This window comes from Treponema zioleckii (assembly GCF_014737315.1).
In the GTDB taxonomy this organism is placed as follows: Bacteria; Spirochaetota; Spirochaetia; order Treponematales; family Treponemataceae; genus Treponema_D; species Treponema_D zioleckii.
In genome coordinates, this window is the sequence record NZ_JPUF01000001.1 from 82,245 (window position 1) to 101,411 (window position 19,167).

The window sequence follows — 19,167 nt, forward strand, 5'->3', positions numbered from 1 at the left end:
TGGCAGATTGTTGAAGATTTGGCGAAGAAATTTCCAAAAATTCCTGTGATTCTGAACGGAGACATAAAAGACAAAAAATCTTATGATGATGCAATAAAAGCCTCTCCGTCAGCAAGCGGAATTATGATTGCGCGTGCCGCGGCTCAAAAACCCTGGATTTTTGCAGAGCTTTCACTTTTGCTCACCGATGCTCGCATTGACTGTGAGCAGCTTGCGCTTGATTTTATAAACGACGTTGAGGAGTGTCAGCCAGAAGAATTCTGGAAAACCCGATTGCAACGGTTCTTTGCGTATTACTGCCTGAATTTTAGCTTCGCGCATTATTTTCAGACTCAAATGCTCAATGCCAAAGACAACGACGACGCACGTGCAAGGGTAAGAGCCTATTTTGAAAAATGCCCAGACGATAAAATTCTTTTTCCAAAATCGTAAAGAAGGCAATTATAAACTTGCGAGAGTAAAAATCTGTTGGTCGCCCGTTGCGCCGTTTCGATAATCTTTTCCAGAATTGATAGATTTCAATAGGGAAAAAAGTATTATCTTTTTGAAGAATTCTAATTTATAATTTTATCGATGAGATTTTTTTTTGTAATTGGCTCAATAATCTTTACAGTTTTACTTTCATACAGTGCATTTGCGATAGCTTTTAAACGTGAAAGCATCGCTATGCCGCTTTTAAAATTGAACATTGCGGTCCTTTTAGCTCTCATCTTTTATACAATCCCAATCATTTTTCCGGACGAAAAATATTCAAAAATCGTTTTTTCGCTTTATCTTGCGGTTCTGGATTGGATTTTGTATCTGACATTTGAATACGCGTGCGTTTTTACCGAACAGTCGGCTTCGTTACGAAAAAACAGGCTTTTTAAAATGGTGCTTTTTGATTTGGCGATTATCGATGGATTTTCAATCCTTACGAATTCGTTTACGGCGCACGTTTTTAAATTGCAAGCCGTTTATGAAGGTTCAACGTTTTCTTACTGGGCTATTCACTACGAGTTTTTCTTCTATATTCATGCTTTTTTGTGCTACATTATGGCGTTGAGCACAATTCTGGAATTGGTGCGAAAATTATTGCGTTCCCCGAAAATTTACAGAAAAAATTATCAGATTCTGTTGATTGCGTTTATTACTACGTTGATTTTGAATGCACTTTTCGTAACTTTTGGACGAATCACAAAAATCAATTATTCGGTCTTTTTGTATTCAATTCTTACGATTCTGGCTTTTTATTTTTCTTTTTATATTGTTCCTGCGGAAGCCGAAATTACGACTTTTTCGCAAATTACGGAAAATCAGGAAAGCGGACTTTTGTGTTTTGACGCGGACGGCAAGCTGATTCATGCGAACAAAAAGGCAACTTTGCGAATTCGCGACGACAAAAGAATCCTTGAGCAGATTGAGCTTTTCAGGAGTCTGAATTACGACAGAATTACCCGCGAAATCGAGTTCAACGTTGTTCCGACCGGAAGATTTTCTGCCGAAAAGCGTTTGTTTTTGGAGATTTTTAGAAATATTCGTGATTCCAAAAACAGGCTCATCGGAAGTTACATAAAATTTGATGATATTACGGATGAACGCAAACGGCTCGAAGAAGAAACTTACAATTCAACTCACGATTCTCTTACCGGACTTTTGAACCGCAAAACTTTCTTTAAGCGAATGTGCGATATAATCCGAAACGACAGCACGACTCCGCGAATGCTTCTTTGTACCAACATAAAAAATTTTAAACTCGTGAACGATCTTTTGGGCGAGCATTTTGGGGATGAGCTTTTAAAACGGCAGGCCGAGCAGCTTGCCGCAATCAAAATGAACGACGTAATCGTCGGAAGAATTTCTGGCGACAAGTTTGCAATTTTGATGAACAAGCGCGATTTTGACGAAAAAGAAGCTGTAAAAGATACTCAGGCATTGCAGGATTTTATAAAAGGCATAAATTTCAAGCTTCATGTTTATCTTGGCGTTTACGAAATTGCCGACCCTTACGAAAATGTTTCTCAAATGTACGACAAAGCTTTGCTTGCCATAAAAAGCATTCAAGGCGATTATGACCAGTCAATTTCTTTCTACGATTCCGGAATGATGGATTCGCTTGCCGACCGCAAGAACATTACGAATGATTTTGTGTCCGCTCTCGAAGAACGGCAGTTCTGCATGTATCTGCAACCGCAAGTTCGTAGCTCAGACCAAAAACTTATGGGGGCCGAGGCGTTGGTGCGCTGGAATCATCCTGAACGGGGGCTTATTTTTCCTAACTCGTTCGTTGGGATTCTTGAGGATATGGGACTTTTGCACCGTTTGGACAAGTACATTTGGGAAGAAGCTGCAAAGCAGGTTGCCGAATGGCAGAAAAGGGGCATTGACTTGTACATTGCCGTAAATATTTCGGCGAAAGATTTTTATTATCTTGATTTGTACAAGAGTTTTACGGAACTTGTGGAAAAATACAAAATCTCGCCGAAAAATCTAAAACTTGAAATTACCGAGACCGTTCTTATGCACGACATTGACTTGCACAAGACTGTAATCGACAATTTGCAGGAGTACGGCTTCCATATTGAAATGGACGATTTTGGAAGCGGATATTCGTCGCTGAACATGCTTAAAGATATTCGCTTCGATGTAATTAAAATCGACATGGAATTTTTGCGTGAAACAGAAAATACGACCAGAAGCAAAAAAATTCTTACGTCGATTATACAAATGGCAAAAACATTGGGAATTACGATTGTGACGGAGGGAGTCGAAAATGATTCGCAAGTTGATTTTCTTACGGAAATCGGTTGCGATATTTTTCAGGGATATTATTTTTCAAAACCTGTGAGCGTTTTCGATTTTGAATCAAAATATTTGAAAGATTCGCCGGCATAAAATAAAATAAATGGAATCTCCAAAAACTTCAGTTTTTAGAGATGTCCTAAACTCAGGAATACCGAAAAACAAAATGAAAATTTCAAAAATTGTTTATACGATAGTTTTACTTTTAATCGTCTCAGTTTTGATGGTGCTCTTTGCCAAAATTCTTAGGAGCAGGAAAGAACACAAAAAAATACTTTCGATTCCGTGTTTTCTTGCAATCGCCACGAGCATAATTTATCTTGGCTTTTTGATGAGCGAAAAATATAAAATCTCGCTGATTTTTGAAGAACTTTATCTTATCAGCACGCTTTGGCTTGTAATGTCGATGCTATTTTTTACGTTGAAATTTTCAAAACTAAAAAAAACGATAAAGTCGGTTAATATCGGTCTTACGATTTTGGGCGTAATCGATTCGGTTTCAATAATCGCAAATTCATTTTTTCATCATAGTTTTGATTTGGTAAAAATCGTTTCGGTTTATGATTTTTCGTATTGGGGCATTTATCTAAAGAACGTTCATTTTATTCATCTGGGACTTTGCTACGGCATAGCGCTTGCAAACGTTCTTGTGCTTTTTAAAATGCTTATTACGAGTCCGCGATTTTATAAACGACAGTTCGGAATAATTCTTATCGCATATCTTGTTACGGTTATTGCGAATTTTTTGAGCTACAATTTTAATTTCCCGCTGGATTTTTCGGTGCCGCTCTATCCGCTTTTGGGAAGTTTTTTGACGTATTACACGTCATTTGGTTTTCCGAAAGAACTTTTGCAAAAGATTCTGGCTACTTTTTGTCTTTCAATGGACGAGGCTGCGGTTTATTATGATATTGACGGCAGATGCAAATGGATGAATTCTCAGGCGGAAAATCTTTTTAACAGTTACGAAGATGCCGAACAGTACCGCGAGTCTTGGCTCAGCATTCCCCGCGACAATATTTCTGACCAGACGGACAGTTTTTTTTACGGCGGCAAGTCCCATCATTTTCAGGTGGAATACAAAGACACGTCTGATTTAAAAGACAAAAACGAAGGTGAGTTGTCTAAAATCGGTTCCTTTTTGATTTTTGTGGACAAAACGGAAGAAATAAATCAGATTCAGAAGGAGCAATACGAAGGCTCCCACGATGATTTGACAGGTGCGCTTAACCGCTTTGGATTTTTTAAGCAGGTGAACGAGGCTATTTCCCGGAATTCCACGGAAGGCATGATTCTGATTTGCTCGAACATCAAGAATTTTAAAATGATAAACGAGATTTTTGGTGAAAAAGCCGGCGATGCGATTTTAAAGAAAGTCGTTGCGGTAACAAAGGTTTCTGTCGTCAGCGGAATGATTTTTGGCCGCATAAATGATGATAAATTTGCGCTTTACATGCCAAAATCCAGCTTTAAGGAAGATTTTTTCCTTGAAAAACTAAAATCTATGCAGACCGTTACTCTGAACACGCTTTACAAAATTCACTTTCAGTTCGGAATTTACGAGCCACGCAAACGTTTTGAGAATGCCCAGATAATGTTCGACAAGGCCTTGATTGCAATCAATGCTATTTCAAATGATTTGTCACGTGTTTTTGCGCGTTACGATTCGAATCTCATGGACAAGCTTCTTGAAGAAAAAAATATTCTCGGCGAGTTTGACCAGGCGATTGAGGAAGGGCAATTTAAAATGTATCTTCAGCCGCAAATTGGGGTGGACGGTTCGTTTTTTGGTGCGGAAGCCCTTGCGCGTTGGCAACACCCGACCCGCGGATTCATTTATCCAAAATCTTTCATTTCTGTTCTTGATAAAGCCGGGCTTCTTTACAGGCTCGACCGTTATATTTGGGAGCAGGCCGCCCGCCAGATACGCGATTGGAATGAGCGCGGACTTGGCGACGTGCATATTTCCGTGAACGTTTCGGCAAAGGCCTTTTATTTTATTGATATTTACAAGACTTTTACAGGACTGGTTGAAAAATACAAAATCAATCCGTCGCACTTAAAAATCGAAATTACCGAAACTGTAATTATGACGGATTTTAAGAAAGCCATGCTGCTCTTTTCAAAATTGCAGGAATATGGTTTTCAGATTGAAATTGATGATTTTGGAAGCGGATATTCGTCTCTCAATATGCTTAAAGACATTAAGGCTGATATTTTAAAAATCGATATGGTTTTTCTAAAAAAGACCGAAAACATGCGACGGAGCCGCATTATTCTTGAATCGATAATTTCTATGGCAAAGTCCCTTGACATGATGGTTCTTACGGAAGGCGTTGAAGAGCGTGAGCAGGTTGAAATGCTCAAGGAACTCGGATGCGACACCTTCCAGGGCTACTATTTTTCAAAACCGCTCACCCCGGAAGAATTTGAATCGCAATATTTTACTTCGTGATTGTGATTGACTGGTCGGCTGTGAATGACTTGCCAGGTTCAAGTGAAATCAATCCGCCTTTGTTTTCCCATGCGTGATCAGTGTTCTCTGCGTCAGCTGTGCCATACCACGGTTCAATGCAGTTGAAGCCGTTTCCGCTGGCACCTTCCGAACCTTTGCCGCCTTGCCAAACCATAAGATATGGGTAGCCTGCGCAATTTACTTTTACGAGCGAGCCGTCTTTTTTGTTGCGAAGTCCAACCCAGTTTGAGTTGAAAGCAGTAAAGAAATGTCCGTTTCCGAATCCTTCTGCGTTTATTGGGATGATTCCTGCTTCTTTTTCGCCGTAAGGTTTTGTGCAAGGAGCCGTTCCTTCCTCGTCAACTGCGAGCTGGGCTGCGTCGTTCAAGAGAACTGTTGTGAGAGGCTCTTTCTTTTCAAATTCATATTGGTAGTCAGCGTTTGTTGTTCCTGCGGGGTCGGTGTTTCGTGGACAGCAGAATGCAGTGTGACTTCCGAGGCTAAAAGAAATTTCTGTGGAATCTGTGTTTGTAACGGTGGTCGTAAAAACGAGTCCGTCGTTTTTTAATTCATAATGGGTTTTGAGCGAGAATTTCCACGGGAATTTGTCGGATGTTTCTTCGCTTTCAGTCAGTTCAAAAGTCGCGCTTGTTGCAGTCTGTTCAAGAAGTTTGTGCTCCAAATCGCGGCTCATTCCATTGTTTACAAGGTGATATTCTTTTTCCCCGACAGTGTAGAATCCGTCTTTAATGCGACCTACATGCGGAAAAAGAACCGGTGCGTGGAATTTCCAGATGCTTTCTGGACCTTCAAAAACGTATTGAGTGCCGTCTTTTACGCTTCTAAAAGAATTGATTTCGGCACCGTGGGTGTTCAGGACAACTTCATAGTTGTCGTTTTTTAATGTAATAGTCATGCAATAAGTTTATGCCAAACCACCTTTACGGACAATATGGCTGAAAGATTTTTTTAGTTGAAAAACTCGTGTGGACGCGAATCGACTCAGCGGTTAAACTAAAAGTCGGAATTGAATCAAGGGGGTCTTGAAAAACTCTGTTAGTTTTTCGAAGTTCCCTCAAAAAAAGACAAGGGGCAAAAAAATGAATTACACGGCAGCGTTGATTGGAACTGGAAGAATCGGTTTTTCGCTTGGTTTTGACAAAAAACGTGAGCAGCCTGCGAGCCACACGATGGCTTTGTTGCAGAACAAAAAAATTGATTTGATTGCAGGTTGTGATTCTGATGAAGAAAAACTTGATGCTTGGAAAAACTTCGTCTCAAAAAAATCACATCGAAAAGATATAAAAACTTTTCAAACGAGCGAGTCACTTTTTGCTTCTGTGCACCCCGACATTGTTACCGTTGCGGTAAACGAAAACTCTCATCTTTCGGAATGCATTAACGCAATCAATTCTAAACCAAAACTTGTGATTCTTGAAAAGCCCGTTGCACTGGATTCTCTTGAAGCCGAAAAAATCCGTTTGGCGACGCAAAAAAATAACGTGCCTGTAATGGTGAATCACGAACGCCGATTTTCGGCTGACTACGTTGCGGCAAAAGAATTTCTTTCAAAAATCGGGGAAATTCAGAGCGTAAAAGCGAATCTTTTTTCGGGACTGCGTGTTTACGGCGAAAAATACGAAGCGAGCGGAGCGTACAGTCTTCTTCACGACGGCACTCATCTCGTGGATATCGTTCATTTTCTTACGGATGAGGAATTAAAAAATCCGATTGTAACTGGAATTTTTAAGGACGAGCAGGGCGACGTGCGGAATTTTGAGGCCCATTTTGAGACAAAAAAAATCCCTGAAATCACTGTGTCTATGAGCGGGCGGAGCAAATTCTTTGCTTTTGAAATTGATGTTTTGGGCACTCTCGGCCGGATTTGCGTTGGTAACGGCTACGCAAAATATTATCTTCGTGAGGAATCAAAGTTGTATTCTGGATTTTATTCACTGACGAATCAAAAAATCAAATTGCCAAAAAAGACGGGTTATTTTTCGAATATGATTCAGAATGCGGTGGACTTTTTGGACGGAAAATCCACTCTAAAAAGTCCGCTGGAAGATGCTATAAAAGATTTAAGAGTACTGGAAGAAATCCGTGCACTTTTGAAAGATGAAAATTCTGCTTCAATCCGTTCTGCGACCAATTGTCGTTGAAGAAACTTATTTCATCTCTCCCAAAATTGCGAGCGGGGGAGAGCAACAAAACTGCCCCACGAAACGCGGTTGTGCTTTTCGCCGTGTTTCGTGAGCCTCTGCAAGCATAGCCACCAGAGCGCGAGTTTTCGAAAGAAAACACACGGGGAACGCACAAGTCAGCTTCTACTCCCAAAGTTGCGAGCGAGGCGTGAGCAACAAAGCTACCCCCACGAAACGCGGCTATGCTTTTCGCCGTGTTTCGTGAGCCTCTGCAAGTATACCCACCAGAGCGCGAGTTTTCGAAAGAAAACTCGCGGGAAACGCACAAGTTGACTTGTATTCGTAAAGCCAGCTTTCAGCGTTTCCGTTATTTTTGCAATTCTGGCTTGAATCCGAGGACAGACTCTACGTTTCCGTAAAGAGCAGCTTCTTTTGAATTCAATTCCTGAAGTCCGCTTACAATCGAAGCGCCTGCACCCTTTGCGTTCTGAACGCGGAAGAATGCCTTGTCAACAGTGTTAACTGAATCCCAGTCATTCCAAGCCTTTTTGTTCAAGAATTTTGTAAAGTCACAGTCCAAGTAAACGGTTTTGCCAGTTGCAGTTTCGCTTGTAGCTGAACCGCCAACCCAAGTTCCGCGACCAAGAGTTACGCGTTTTCCGTCTTTGCTTTCTTCAAAGGCTTCATCAGCAGTAATCAGGCAGTTCTTGAAAACATAACCGTTTGCATATCCTGCTGTTGATTTATAGCCAGTGTCGGCTGCCGCCGCGGCAACGATGATTCCGCCGTTCGCATAGTTGATTGTGTGAATCTGGCAGTGGTCAAATACAGTTGTGGCCCCACCGCAAATGTAGTCAACGTCACCTTCAATGTAGCTATCTTTCATGTAGATTCGGCCGCTTCTAAAGTAAATCGTGTCCTGCTGACCGAGGAAAATACAGTTGTCGATGAACGCACGGTCAACTCCGAAGAGACCGAGAGTTTCTGAACGTCTTTCTGAGCCGCCCCAGAGTTTGTTCCATTCAGCACCCTTGTTGTAGAGAGTGATGTTTACAAGGTTAAAATATGCGTTTACGGCTGGTTTTTCTGGAATAGAAGCCTTTTCGCCAGGATTTGTGGTAGTTCCCTTTGGAAGGTAGTTTACTTCAACGAGAATATTTCCGTTGATTCCGCCAGTGTCTGCTTCGTAGCCGTAAATAATTGTTTTTGCAGGATCTGTTCCGATGAGCGAAATTCCAGGTTTTGTGATTACGAGTTTTTCGTAGTAAAGTCCAGGCTGAACGAGAATTGCAGAGCCTTCCGGAACTGCGTCAATTGCAGAAGCAATCGTCTTGTATTTTTCGTTGGCACCGACTTTTGCGGCAAAAGTCATTTCTGGAACAGAAGGATTTTTGCGGGTTACTAAAGTTTCGTTCTGCGAGTATGGAAGGGCGGTTAAATCGAGAGTACCGTTTTCAATTTCGCTTCTGTCCATAAAACTGTCCGAAAGACCAACTTCTTTTCCCTGAATGTTGATTCCTGCTGGCTTTTTAGCAGGTCGCTTGCTTTTTGGGCCAGAATCTTTTGAGCAAGTCGGCATAACAGAAAGGTCAACCTTTGAGTTCGCTTTTTTTGCAAGTTCAGCAATCGGTGTGTTCTCAACGTCTTCGTCAAGTACTACGAGAAGATATGCGTAACGTCCGAATGCATTCGTAGAGCTGTCGTTGTCACCGAATTCAAGGAAGTTTCCTTTTCCGTTCAGGTAAGCTGTTGCATCGCTTTCTGAATCCGTGAACTGCAACGGATGGTCAACGTTAACTTTTTTGCAGGTGTCTGTGTGAACGACTTTTCCGTCTATAAGAAGTTTTGAAGTCATTTTTTCAGGATCTGCGACGTCAAAAATCATTCGGTATTCGTGCCAGTCACTTACAATGTCAATCTGCTTGTTGTTTTCGTCGCGTAGGCGAGACATGCTCTTTGAGCCTTTAATCTGGTTCGAAGAATTGTGGCGGAGCAATGTCTGGTATTCACCTTTCATTACGTAGCCAAAAAGAATTCCGTAAGGAGTCGTGTTTTTGTCCGGGTCAACTGCACCCTGAGCGGCAAAAATCAAGCTGACTTTCTTTTCGTTTCCAGAGAGAGGAAGAACGAGAGCGTCGTTAACGCCGTCGAGCGTGTTGAATTTAAGAACTTTGCGTCCCTTTATGTCAGAATTTACAAGTTCGTAGTGACCTTTTTTCTTGTCACCCATAATCCAGCCAGATTTTGCCAAGTCTTTTTCTGCGTCTTTTTTATTGCCTTTTCCCGGAATGTAGAGGTTCCAGTTTTTTGTAGGTGTCATTGCTTCGCGTGGAGAAGGTTTGGCAGACAGCGGTAGAGCTGTGCTTGCAGCAAGAAGTGCCGCAAGAAGAACTTTGCTCATTTTTTTCATGAAAAATTCCTCCTTGTTTTTCATAAAACTTTTTTATTTACATCTATTTTATTATCTGTTTTCTAGCAAATTCTGATTCAAATTTAGATTTTAGATTCCTAATTCCTTTTTTGCACCGAGCAAATCTGCTTTTGAGGCGAGGGCCGCTTTTTCTGCAGCGTCAGCCAAATCTTTAAGGCAAAGGTTTCCGCTTTCAACTCTGTCCGCAAGGTCTGCGTCCTTTTTCCATGCGCAGAGAATTCCACGGCTTGAATTTACCGTTCCGCCAGCCTTGTCCAAAAGCGTCGCCGCGATTCTTGCAGCTCCGCCCTGAGCGCCGTATCCAGGAATCAGGAAGAACATTTCTGGGTAAGCGTCGCGAAGAAGCCGTGCGTCGCTTTCTTCGGTACAGCCGACTACCGCACCGATTGGAGAGCATTTCTGTTCCGGGTAAAATTCCTTGAATTCAGTTCCGAGGCGGGCAAGTTCGTTTCCTGTACGGTCAAGGACACGTCCGCCGTTTTTGAGTTCCTGCTGTTCAATATCCGTCATTCCTGGATTAGAAGTTCTCAGAAGCACGAACATTCCCTTGCCGCCGTTTTGCGGGGTTGCGTATTCTGCGAACGGCTTTAGAGTGTCGAATCCCATGTAAGGATTTACTGTAATGATGTCTGTTTCAAATTCTCCGGAAAAATGTGCCCGTGCATAGGCTTTTGCGGTGTCTGCAATATCGCCGCGCTTGATGTCGGAAATCGCGATGAGTCCTGCATCCTTGACGGCTTTTATTGTATCAACGTAGGCTTTTAAGCCTGCAAGTCCCATTGCCTCGTAATAGGCAATCTGAATCTTGCAGCAGCAGGCAGAATTGTCTGCCGCAATTCGTCTGATGATTTCTTTGTTATAAGCAAGGATAGCTTCTGCAGGCGAGCCGAGAACTTTTAAAAGTGGGGCTGGTAAATAAGATGGATCTGTGTCCAATCCAACGCAAAGTGGTCCGTTTTTGGCTGCAAGTTCCTGCAGCAATTCCATGTTATGTTTCATGCCTTTGATTTTATCATTTGAAAAGCCCACCAACAAGGGCATTGAAACGAGGATTTCCTTGCGGGTGCAAAGTGCGCTTGCCGGGAAACAAGGGCATAGATAGAACTGCCAGAAACTTTGTTTCATTCGGTCGATGAGCGAGGTTGAAGTGACAATCTCACTGTATGTGGTGATTTCGACTCCGCTCAGCCATCGCCTTCATTCTTTTTGAATAGCCCCATGACGATTTTTTCGGCTCCGAGTGACAAACAAAAAAGCCGCCCGTTATTTTTTAGGCGGCGTAAAAACTAGATGAAAATCCTTAAAAATTTACTGTCGTGTATAGACTTCCTCATCATCTTCTTCATCAGTAGCTGGCAATGTTAGCGTTGTGCCACTAATTGTGGCTTGAAAAGTTTCTTCGCTTGTTACAGCTGTAAGAGGAAAGTCTGAATTTGTAAATGTAACAGAAGATTTGCCGGCGGCAACAGCCTCAGTAACTTTGGTCTCCATCACACTTTCATCTGTATTAGCCTCTTTTTTTGTTGTGAAAGAAACTGTTCCATCGGCTGTTGGGTTTCCAGAATACGTTCCGGTTGCAAAAACCATATCAATGACATAATAGAAATCAGAACCTTCCCCAATAACGTCTTTAATGCGGCCGCTTGCCTTAAAAGTATTGTCCGAATAGCAATAAATGTAGCTATAGTTATCAGCGTCCACGGAAGATTTGTATGTTGCAACTAAGCTAGGGCCATTATCATCGTCATCATCTGAACATGAGACAAAAGACGAAGCTACGAATCCTGCTGCAATGAATGCCAAAAGTGCCAGCAAAATTTTGTTCAACTTTTTCATAAAAACTCCTTTATTCTAACTTAGAATTATCTGTTAGAATTTTTATATTAACTATACAAAAAAAAAGTAACCGGACGCAAGCGTTAAAAAAGTTGAGAAATCAAAACAGCGTGACAAAATAAAATTTACAACCGATAATTTTAGTATGATAAAACAAAAATACTTCGCAATATCGTCATTTTTTTTGATTCTTTTTGTATTGCTGATTCCTAGAGTTTGCGCGCAGCCGGCCGCTTTGCCAAAAGAAAATGCTGCCGAAATGCGTTCCCAGTTTGTTGAATACGGAAAAGTTTTTCTTGGGAAGCCTTATAAGGCCGGCGGAATCGGGCCGGATTCTTTTGACTGTTCGGGATTTGTTTATGCGTCTGCAAAAGGCTCAATCGGAATAGACCTTCCGAGAACCTCAAGAGCACTTTATTCATACACCAGCCGAATTGAACTTAGCGATTTGCAGGCCGGCGATTTGGTTTTTTTTAAGACGACCTCCAGCGGAACGATTTCTCACGTAGGAATTTGGCTTGGAAATGATGAATTTATCCACAGTGCGAGCGACGGTCCAAGAACCGGAATCATCATCACCAATTTAAAAACCGATAAATATTGGAATAAATGCTATGCAGGAGCCGGAAAATTTCTTCCGTCTGTGAGCAAGGAGGTAAAAAATGAGTCTGCTAGTTCAGTAAAAACTGACGATGCGGATTCTGGGAGTTCCCCAAAAAATCTTCAAAAATCAGAAAAATCTGATGGTGAATTGGAACTTGTTACCCCGGACATGCTCGCTTCAAAAAATCAGGATTCATTCCTTTCAAAAATTGTCCTTGATGCTTCTCTTGGAATCGGTTGGAATTTTTTTACCCCCAATTCTGTAAGGCTGAATTTTCGTGGCGTTGACTCGATGATTCATGCCTGCTACAACGGTGAGAATTTTCGTCCGGGGCTTGGAACTTACATTCGCTACGATTCGGACACAAAAGTTATGCAGTTCCCTGTAGTCTTGACGCTTACGCTCGGAGACTACACCAGAATTTTTATGGGTCCGGTAATCACCGCGGGTACGCCTGAATACGACGGCGAGGAAATAAAATCGTCATTTTTTCCGGGAATCATGGGCGTGGCGTGGAACACTCCGAGCCTAAAAGTTGGAAAATGCGGCATTTCTATTTTTCAGGATATTCATTACACTGTATTCAACAAAATGGACGGTACCGCATTGCGAGCAAGAAATAGTGTAACCTCCGGGCTTGTTTTTTCTTCTGGAATAAGGGTATCGCTCCCAATATCAAACATTCTCTAAGGATTAAAAGATGAATTTTTTTAAAACTGCGCACCGTTGTGCAGCCTGGCTGCCGTTGGCTTTAACGGCAGTCTGTTTTTTTTCATGCACACCTCAAATTTCTGTAAAGGCAACTCAGGGAGATGGGGCTAGTATTTCTTTTAAGACTGGATTTTCTGAAAATGCGGCAAAAACTTTGCGCTCGATTTCGGGGCTTCCTGAAAACGGAGCGATTTTTTCGGCTCAGGATATTATTCTTGTGCTCACCGATGCCGGAATCAGTGATGCAAAGGCTTCAACGCCGTCTGTAACTTCTCTAAATGCATCTGGAAACGTCCCTTCCGTGGCGAAGAGTGAGCTTTTTAAGGCAATGGTTCTTTCGCGCACAAAAAATTCACTAACGCTCACAATTGGACCAAAACAGATTCAGGAGATTTACAATCGGCTAGATGACGAAAGCAAGTCGTATTTTGATTTGATGCTCATTCCGTGCCTGATTGGCGAAAAAATGAGTGTAAAACAATACGAGGATTTGCTTTCGTCTATGTACGGCCCAACTTTTGCGAAGGAACTTGTTACAGGAAATCTTTCAATTTTGCTCGAAAGTCCTGACGGTAAAAAGACCAACAAAGTCAGCGTGACTCTCGGTGAACTTTTAACGCTCACTGACGCTAAAAACTGGTCTGTAAGCTGGTAATTTCGTCCAAAATTTTATGCGCAACTTCCGTTTTGCTTAAAAGCGGAAGTTCCTTTACGCCATTTTTGGTGATTATCGTAACCACGTTCGTTTCCGTTCCGAATCCCGCCCCTGAAACTTTTAAATTGTTCGCAACGACCATATCAAGATTCTTTTTTTCGAGTTTTTTCTTTGAATTTTCGATTAAATTCTGAGTTTCCATGCTGAATCCGCACAAAAACTGATTTTTTTTGTTTTCACCAAGATATTTTAAAATGTCCTGCGTTCGTTCAAGTTTTATTGAAAGTTCGTCATCCGATTTTTTGATTTTGTCTTGTGCGCACGTGATTGGTCTGTAATCTGCCACCGCTGCCGATTTTATAACGATGTCGGCTTTTTCGTATTCGTTTTTGATTGCTTCAAACATTTCTTTTGCGGTTTTAACGTGCACCGTTTTGCAGAAAAGCACTTCTTCAAGATTTACAGGACCTGAAATGAGCGTAACGTCGGCACCGCGGGCAGCTGCTGCTTTAGCGACGGCATAGCCCATTTTTCCCGTGGAGTGGTTCGTGATGAATCGTACCGGGTCAATTGATTCTTGAGTTGGTCCCGCCGTAACGATGATTTTTTTGCCGGCAAGGTCTTTTTTATAGGCGATTTCTTGAACTATATGGGCAAAAAGTGTTTCTGGCTCCGGCATTTTTCCGCGTCCGGAATCCCCGCAGGCTAAATGCCCGCTCGCAGGTTCAATAATTTTCATTCCGTATTTTTGGCAAAGTTTTAAATTGTCCTGAGTAATGGGATTTTCGAACATCTGCGTGTTCATTGCTGGAGAAATCATTTTTTGGCAAGTCGAAGCCAAAAACGTGGTCGTCAGCATATCGTCGGCAAGCCCGTGGGCAAGTTTTGCGATTGTATTTGCAGTTGCCGGTGCGACCATAAACAAATCCGCCTGTTTTGCAAGCGAAATGTGAGTCACATCATATTTAAAATTCCTGTCAAAAGTATCGATTAGACATTTATTTCCGGTAAGCGTTTCAAAAGTTATCGGATTGATAATGTTTACGGCATGTTCCGTCATAATTACATGAACATTCGCATGGTTCTTTACGAGAAGGCTTACGAGAGAAGCTGCTTTGTAAGCCGCAATGCTTCCTGTTACACCAAGAATTATAGTTTTGTTTTTCAGCATACTGCACATTTTATTGATAAAAGATATAATTTTCCACATGGATAGCGAAATTGAACAAAGATTTGTGGCACTGGAAATGAAATGTGCTTATATGGAAGATTTTATTGTGCAGTTGCAGCAGGTTTGCGTTGAGAATCAGCATTTGATTGACGTGCTAAGGCAAGAAAACAAGATTCTTTCGGGACGAATTCAGGATTTGCAGGAGAATCTTGAGATTCCGAACCGAAAGCCACCGCACTATTAATATGTGTGCTTGCAGGGCAATATTGCAAGCTTACTGGTGTAAAAAATTGATGGTCGTTCGCTACGCCGCCTAAAAAAATGATGGCTGAGCACAACTACGATTGCCCTGCAGCATGCATTCACGAAATATTAGGAATGAATTTTTAGAGGAATATTATGAACGAAAAAAATGAAAGAATTTCAATTTTGTATGAGGATGAATATCTTTGCGTAATCGACAAGCCAGCGGGAATGCTTACTTGTCCTTATCCTGGAAGTCGTTCTAAAACTGTTCAGGATGTGCTTGAGCAGATTATGCGAAAAAAAGGCACCCTCAACTCAAATCACAAGCCGTTGGTTGTTCACCGCCTTGACCGCGAAACTAGCGGAGTGATGATGTTTGCTTTTACTGAGTCTGCCCAGAAAAAAATTATGGACTCTTGGCACACGATGGTAACGGAGCGACTTTACCACGCGATTGCGGAAAATCCGCGAAACTCCCGCGAGAGCCTTCCTGATTCGGGGCTGATTGACGACGACCTTGCTTTTAACGCGTACAACATTGCTTACGTTCCAAAAAAAGCGACTGGTGCCGAAATTGCGCTCGGAAAGACCGACAACAAAAACGTAAAAACAGTTCCTGCCCGTACTCATTTTAGAATCGTTGAACGCGGAAAAACTCACAGCCTTTTTGAGCTTTCGCTCGACACCGGAAAGAAGAATCAGATTCGTGCCCACTTGGCGAGCAAAAACTATCCGCTTGCAGGCGACGAAAATTACCGCGCGCAGACAGACCCGTTCCGCCGAGTGTGCCTACATGCCCGAACGCTTGAATTTGTGCACCCGTACACCCAGAAAAAGATGATGTTCCAGGTTCCGGAACCAGAAAGTTGGCTCGAATACGTTAAAAATGGCGATTCGCATCCAGATACGCCTGCCTGGCGACAAGAAAAATCACGCTCTTCAAAACGCACTCGCGAATCAAAGAACGTGATTTTGGGACCAAGACGAATCACAAAAAAAGATAAGGCTCATTCAAACTTTATTGAAATTGGTAAACGTGGCAAACGTTAATGGAAAGTTTGGAAAACTGAATTTTTTCGAATTTCCCTAGTCTAAAATCCGACGCGCTACAGCTCAGAAAATTTTTCAATTAGCTTTGTTGGGGTGAGCGCGTAATCGCATTTTGCTTTTTGGGCGGCAAGGGCATGTGCAAGCGAGGCCGAAACCGCGGCGTCAACAGCTTTGTAATTTTGTGCGAGGAGTGCGCAAATCATGCCCGAAAGCACATCTCCGCTGCCGGCTTTTGCAAGGCTCGGCCGCCCGAACGGATTCACCATTATGAACATCTTGTAGCCGTCAAAACAACCGATAACCGGATTTGCACCTTTTACGAGCAGTACGCTTTTTGGGTAAGTTTTACAGAATTTTTCTATCAATTCAACTTTGTTTGTAACGCATTCTTCTATTGAATACTCGCCGAATCCGCAGGTTTTTAGAACCGCCTTAAATTCCTTTGGGTGAGGCGTCAGAACGGTTCTGTGGCAACGAGCGTCCAAAAATGCTTTTAAGTTTTCTGAATAGCAGGCGTCCGCATCAATAACGCAATATGTATCCTTGTGTTCAATAAGATAGTCAAAATATTTCTGCGTCGCTTCTTTTTCCCGCCCTAGCCCCATGCCAAAAGCGATTGCCTTTGCTTTTTCTGGAATCGCGTTCGAAATCATAAGTTCGCACGGAAAAAGTTCAGGACTGATTTTGTTTTCCAAATCCGTAATCGTTACAAGACCCGCGCCAAAATTCAATGCCGCACTTCCGGCAAGAATGGCGGCACCGCGTTTTTCGCCGACTGCAATCACTGAGTGACCGAAAGAACCTTTATTTACGTTGTTGAATTTGCGGTGCGGAAGAATCATGTCCGATTCTTCAAGAAGTTCCGCGACTTTTAAGCGAGAATTGCTTGAATTTTCAAAAAGTCTTCTGCTGACTCCAAGCTCCGCACACTCAATTTTGCCAACAAAATCTTTTGCCGCATCGCTGAACAGCGAAAGTTTGTGGGCACCCATTGTGAGCGTTAAGTCCGCATGAAAAACCACGTCCGCAACCGTTCCGTCCTCTCGGAGTCCTGTTGGAATATCGCATGCAATTTTGTAACAGTCGTAAAAATTTACGTCATTCAAAAGAATTTGCAGATTTTCGCTTAAGTCACCTTTGAATCCAGCTCCAAAAATACAGTCAACTACAATTCCTGTGTTCGCAAGGAACTCCAAAGTAAAGTCATTAAGGTCAAAAAAAGGTGTTCCGCATTTTTCTGCACGTTCCGCCTGCAATTTGCACAAGGCTGATTTTGGCTTTCCGCATTGGAAGACGATGATGTCAAAGTCGATTCTTAACCTGCGGGCCAAAGTGTAGCCGTCCGCTCCATTATCACCTGTTCCGCATAAAATAAGAATTCGGCGTTTGCAAGATTCTGTCTGAAAGTGCTTGCGGATAACGGATTCGAGCGAAGCCGCTGCGTTTTCCATCATAACTTCTTCTGTGAGACCGTAAGCTGCTATGCAAGCTTTATCCAATTTTCGCGTATCTTTATAAAGGTTCTGCATGATTTTAAATTATACAACGCAATCAAAAAAAATCAATTTTTTTAAGTTTCGATTAATATTCTGACTTAAATCACTCGTTTTTCGAGCCATTTTCCTGATTTGAATCTCACGAGGAACATTGCGCCCCTAAAAATCCAGTCGAGGTACATTCCGAACCAGACGCCGTAAAGCGCGATGTCTGTTTGATTCGGGAATTTCCACAAAAGCCACTTTGAAATTAAGAAGCTGAAAAGCACTCTAAAAGCCCACATGCTGATGTTGCTGATAATCATTGTGTATTTTGCGTCACCTGCCGCGCGCAAAATGTTTGGCATTGTGAATGACATTGGCCAGAAGAAAATGTTCGCGCACATGCACGTTCTGATTACGCCGATTGCAAGAACTTGTGCTTCTTCAGAAATCCTGAACAAAGGAACGATGATTGGACATGTAAAGAAAATGATTGCCGCGATTACAAACATTCCTGCATACGCGGTCTGCATCATTTTCTTTCCGTAAAACTTTGCCTGTTTTTTTTCGTCCGCACCGATGCACTGTCCGATTATCGTTACGCTGCCGAGTCCAATTGCGCTTCCCGGAATGTTTGAAAAACTTGCCAAAGTGTTTGAAATTGAATTTGCAGTGATTGCAAATGTTCCAAAACCGCTCATAAATGATTGAACGAGGATTTTTCCGATATGGAAGACTGAATTTTCGATTCCGCTCGGAATTCCGACTTTCAGAATCCGTTTTATCATTTTGCCGTTCCATTCAAATTTCCAGATTCTGTCAAAGTAGATTTCGTTTTTGTTTTTGTTGCAAAGAAGGAAGAGCATGATTCCGGCCCCAAAAAATCGGCTTGCAAGCGTTGAAATTCCTGCTCCGTCCACACCGATTCCTGCTCCGTAAATCAAAATTGCGTTTCCGGCAATGTTAATAAAATTCATTCCGACACTGACTTTTAAGCTCAGCTTTGAATTTCCCATTGACCTAAAAAGTGCCGCGCAGCTGTTATAAACTGCCAAAAAAGGAAAAGAGATAAGAATCCATTTGAAGTAGTCGAGCGCGCATTGAAGAACGTCTGGTTCTGCTTTGCCGTAAAGCGCGCTTAAAATAAGCTTTTGAGTCGGAAAACAAAGCACGACGATTAAAAAGCCTACTATTACGGAGATATTTAAAAGTTGCTTTGCCGCTTTTCGTGCATCTGCCGGGGATTTGTGTCCCAAGTATTGCGAACTTACGACTGCACCGCCTGTTGCAAAAGCGGCAAAAAGCTGAATCATAAGCTGGCTGAATTGGTCAATGAGCGAAACTCCGCTGACTCCGGCATCTCCTACAGAAGAAATCATAAGCGTGTCACACGCACCGATTGTCATTGCTAAAAATTGCTCTGCAACAAGAGGCAGAATAAGTTTTACTAAATAGGATTGATTAAAAAGTGGTTTTTCAATTTTTTCTACCATAATATCGAAGCAAATTATAATAATTCTAGAAATAAAAGTCAGGTAGGAGATGCACGTTCACAAGTACCCGCCTTCAGTTTATTTTCCGTGGCTGAGTGCTTTGTCCTCTTTG

The 19,167-nt window shown here is 42.2% G+C and carries 15 protein-coding genes; 8 read left to right on the forward strand and 7 right to left on the reverse strand.

Annotated features, from left to right (window positions below):
* Positions 1 to 18: 18 nt before the first annotated feature.
* The 3 genes from JI65_RS17630 (at position 19) to JI65_RS00340 (ending at position 5,236) form a co-directional block, all read left to right on the forward strand.
* Positions 19 to 432 carry a tRNA-dihydrouridine synthase gene (locus JI65_RS17630; protein ID WP_340138420.1) on the forward strand — a complete coding sequence of 138 codons (414 nt, stop codon included), beginning with the start codon at positions 19 to 21 and terminating at the stop codon, positions 430 to 432.
* A gap of 141 nt (positions 433 to 573) precedes the next feature.
* On the forward strand, positions 574 to 2,874 hold the full coding sequence (locus JI65_RS00335) for an EAL domain-containing protein (RefSeq protein ID WP_191013366.1): 2,301 nt from the start codon (positions 574 to 576) through the stop codon (positions 2,872 to 2,874).
* 73 nt (positions 2,875 to 2,947) lie between these two features.
* Positions 2,948 to 5,236 (forward strand): EAL domain-containing protein, encoded by a 2,289-nt coding sequence (locus JI65_RS00340; protein WP_191013367.1) that lies wholly within the window; start codon positions 2,948 to 2,950, stop codon positions 5,234 to 5,236.
* Here JI65_RS00340 and JI65_RS00345 read toward each other — a convergent pair.
* Positions 5,226 to 6,152 carry an aldose epimerase family protein gene (locus JI65_RS00345; protein ID WP_191013368.1) on the reverse strand — a complete coding sequence of 309 codons (927 nt, stop codon included), beginning with the start codon at positions 6,150 to 6,152 and terminating at the stop codon, positions 5,226 to 5,228. The two genes, JI65_RS00340 and JI65_RS00345, sit on opposite strands and share 11 nt — an antisense overlap.
* Before the next feature lie 184 nt (positions 6,153 to 6,336).
* Between JI65_RS00345 and JI65_RS00350 the strand changes: the two genes are divergently transcribed.
* A complete protein-coding gene (locus JI65_RS00350) occupies positions 6,337 to 7,398 on the forward strand; it encodes a Gfo/Idh/MocA family protein (RefSeq protein WP_191013369.1) in 1,062 nt (353 codons plus the stop codon).
* A 349-nt stretch (positions 7,399 to 7,747) separates the two neighbouring features.
* Here the strand turns inward: JI65_RS00350 and JI65_RS00355 are convergent, their stop codons facing one another.
* The 3 genes from JI65_RS00355 to JI65_RS00365 form a co-directional block, all read right to left on the reverse strand.
* Positions 7,748 to 9,790, reverse strand: coding sequence for a pectinesterase family protein (locus tag JI65_RS00355; protein WP_191013370.1), 2,043 nt, complete (start codon positions 9,788 to 9,790; stop codon positions 7,748 to 7,750).
* Between the two features lie 90 nt (positions 9,791 to 9,880).
* Positions 9,881 to 10,810, reverse strand: coding sequence for an orotidine-5'-phosphate decarboxylase (pyrF, locus tag JI65_RS00360; protein ID WP_191013371.1), 930 nt, complete (start codon positions 10,808 to 10,810; stop codon positions 9,881 to 9,883).
* Positions 10,811 to 11,119: 309 nt separating this feature from the next.
* Positions 11,120 to 11,647 carry a hypothetical protein gene (locus JI65_RS00365; RefSeq protein ID WP_191013372.1) on the reverse strand — a complete coding sequence of 176 codons (528 nt, stop codon included), beginning with the start codon at positions 11,645 to 11,647 and terminating at the stop codon, positions 11,120 to 11,122.
* Positions 11,648 to 11,792: 145 nt separating this feature from the next.
* Between JI65_RS00365 and JI65_RS00370 the strand changes: the two genes are divergently transcribed.
* Together JI65_RS00370 and JI65_RS00375 are read left to right on the forward strand one after the other, a co-directional pair.
* A complete protein-coding gene (locus JI65_RS00370; RefSeq protein WP_191013373.1) occupies positions 11,793 to 12,941 on the forward strand; it encodes a C40 family peptidase in 1,149 nt (382 codons plus the stop codon).
* 10 nt (positions 12,942 to 12,951) lie between these two features.
* Entirely contained in the window at positions 12,952 to 13,617 is a 666-nt protein-coding gene (locus JI65_RS00375; RefSeq protein ID WP_191013374.1) for a hypothetical protein, read from the forward strand.
* Here the strand turns inward: JI65_RS00375 and coaBC are convergent.
* On the reverse strand, positions 13,592 to 14,788 hold the full coding sequence (gene coaBC / locus JI65_RS00380; RefSeq protein WP_191013375.1) for a bifunctional phosphopantothenoylcysteine decarboxylase/phosphopantothenate--cysteine ligase CoaBC: 1,197 nt from the start codon (positions 14,786 to 14,788) through the stop codon (positions 13,592 to 13,594). The two genes, JI65_RS00375 and coaBC, sit on opposite strands and share 26 nt — an antisense overlap.
* A 37-nt stretch (positions 14,789 to 14,825) precedes the next feature.
* Here coaBC and JI65_RS00385 point away from each other — a divergent pair, with 37 nt between their 5' ends.
* Both JI65_RS00385 and JI65_RS00390 read left to right on the forward strand, forming a co-directional pair.
* Positions 14,826 to 15,032, forward strand: coding sequence for a SlyX family protein (locus tag JI65_RS00385; RefSeq protein ID WP_191013376.1), 207 nt, complete (start codon positions 14,826 to 14,828; stop codon positions 15,030 to 15,032).
* A gap of 155 nt (positions 15,033 to 15,187) precedes the next feature.
* Positions 15,188 to 16,084 (forward strand): RluA family pseudouridine synthase, encoded by an 897-nt coding sequence (locus tag JI65_RS00390; protein WP_191013377.1) that lies wholly within the window; start codon positions 15,188 to 15,190, stop codon positions 16,082 to 16,084.
* Positions 16,085 to 16,140: 56 nt separating this feature from the next.
* On the opposite strand, the gene JI65_RS00395 is transcribed toward JI65_RS00390, so the two are convergent.
* Both JI65_RS00395 and JI65_RS00400 read right to left on the reverse strand, forming a co-directional pair.
* Positions 16,141 to 17,613, reverse strand: a complete 1,473-nt coding sequence (locus JI65_RS00395; protein WP_191013378.1) for an NAD(P)H-hydrate dehydratase — start codon at positions 17,611 to 17,613, stop codon at positions 16,141 to 16,143.
* A 65-nt stretch (positions 17,614 to 17,678) separates the two neighbouring features.
* Complete coding sequence (locus tag JI65_RS00400; protein WP_191013379.1) at positions 17,679 to 19,055, reverse strand: MATE family efflux transporter; 1,377 nt, start codon at positions 19,053 to 19,055, stop codon at positions 17,679 to 17,681.
* Positions 19,056 to 19,167: the final 112 nt, after the last annotated feature.

Coding starts and splice junctions, on each gene's coding strand:
- JI65_RS00400 (WP_191013379.1), bottom strand. CDS start 19,055: ATGGTAGAAAAAATTGAAAAACCACTTTTTAATCAATCCTATTTAGTA.
- JI65_RS00345 (WP_191013368.1), bottom strand. CDS start 6,152: ATGACTATTACATTAAAAAACGACAACTATGAAGTTGTCCTGAACACC.
- JI65_RS00365 (WP_191013372.1), bottom strand. CDS start 11,647: ATGAAAAAGTTGAACAAAATTTTGCTGGCACTTTTGGCATTCATTGCA.
- JI65_RS00335 (WP_191013366.1), top strand. CDS start 574: ATGAGATTTTTTTTTGTAATTGGCTCAATAATCTTTACAGTTTTACTT.
- coaBC (WP_191013375.1), bottom strand. CDS start 14,788: ATGCTGAAAAACAAAACTATAATTCTTGGTGTAACAGGAAGCATTGCG.
- JI65_RS00355 (WP_191013370.1), bottom strand. CDS start 9,790: ATGAAAAAAATGAGCAAAGTTCTTCTTGCGGCACTTCTTGCTGCAAGC.
- JI65_RS00385 (WP_191013376.1), top strand. CDS start 14,826: ATGGATAGCGAAATTGAACAAAGATTTGTGGCACTGGAAATGAAATGT.
- pyrF (WP_191013371.1), bottom strand. CDS start 10,810: ATGAAACATAACATGGAATTGCTGCAGGAACTTGCAGCCAAAAACGGA.
- JI65_RS00390 (WP_191013377.1), top strand. CDS start 15,188: ATGAACGAAAAAAATGAAAGAATTTCAATTTTGTATGAGGATGAATAT.
- JI65_RS00340 (WP_191013367.1), top strand. CDS start 2,948: ATGAAAATTTCAAAAATTGTTTATACGATAGTTTTACTTTTAATCGTC.
- JI65_RS00375 (WP_191013374.1), top strand. CDS start 12,952: ATGAATTTTTTTAAAACTGCGCACCGTTGTGCAGCCTGGCTGCCGTTG.
- JI65_RS00370 (WP_191013373.1), top strand. CDS start 11,793: ATGATAAAACAAAAATACTTCGCAATATCGTCATTTTTTTTGATTCTT.
- JI65_RS00350 (WP_191013369.1), top strand. CDS start 6,337: ATGAATTACACGGCAGCGTTGATTGGAACTGGAAGAATCGGTTTTTCG.
- JI65_RS00395 (WP_191013378.1), bottom strand. CDS start 17,613: ATGCAGAACCTTTATAAAGATACGCGAAAATTGGATAAAGCTTGCATA.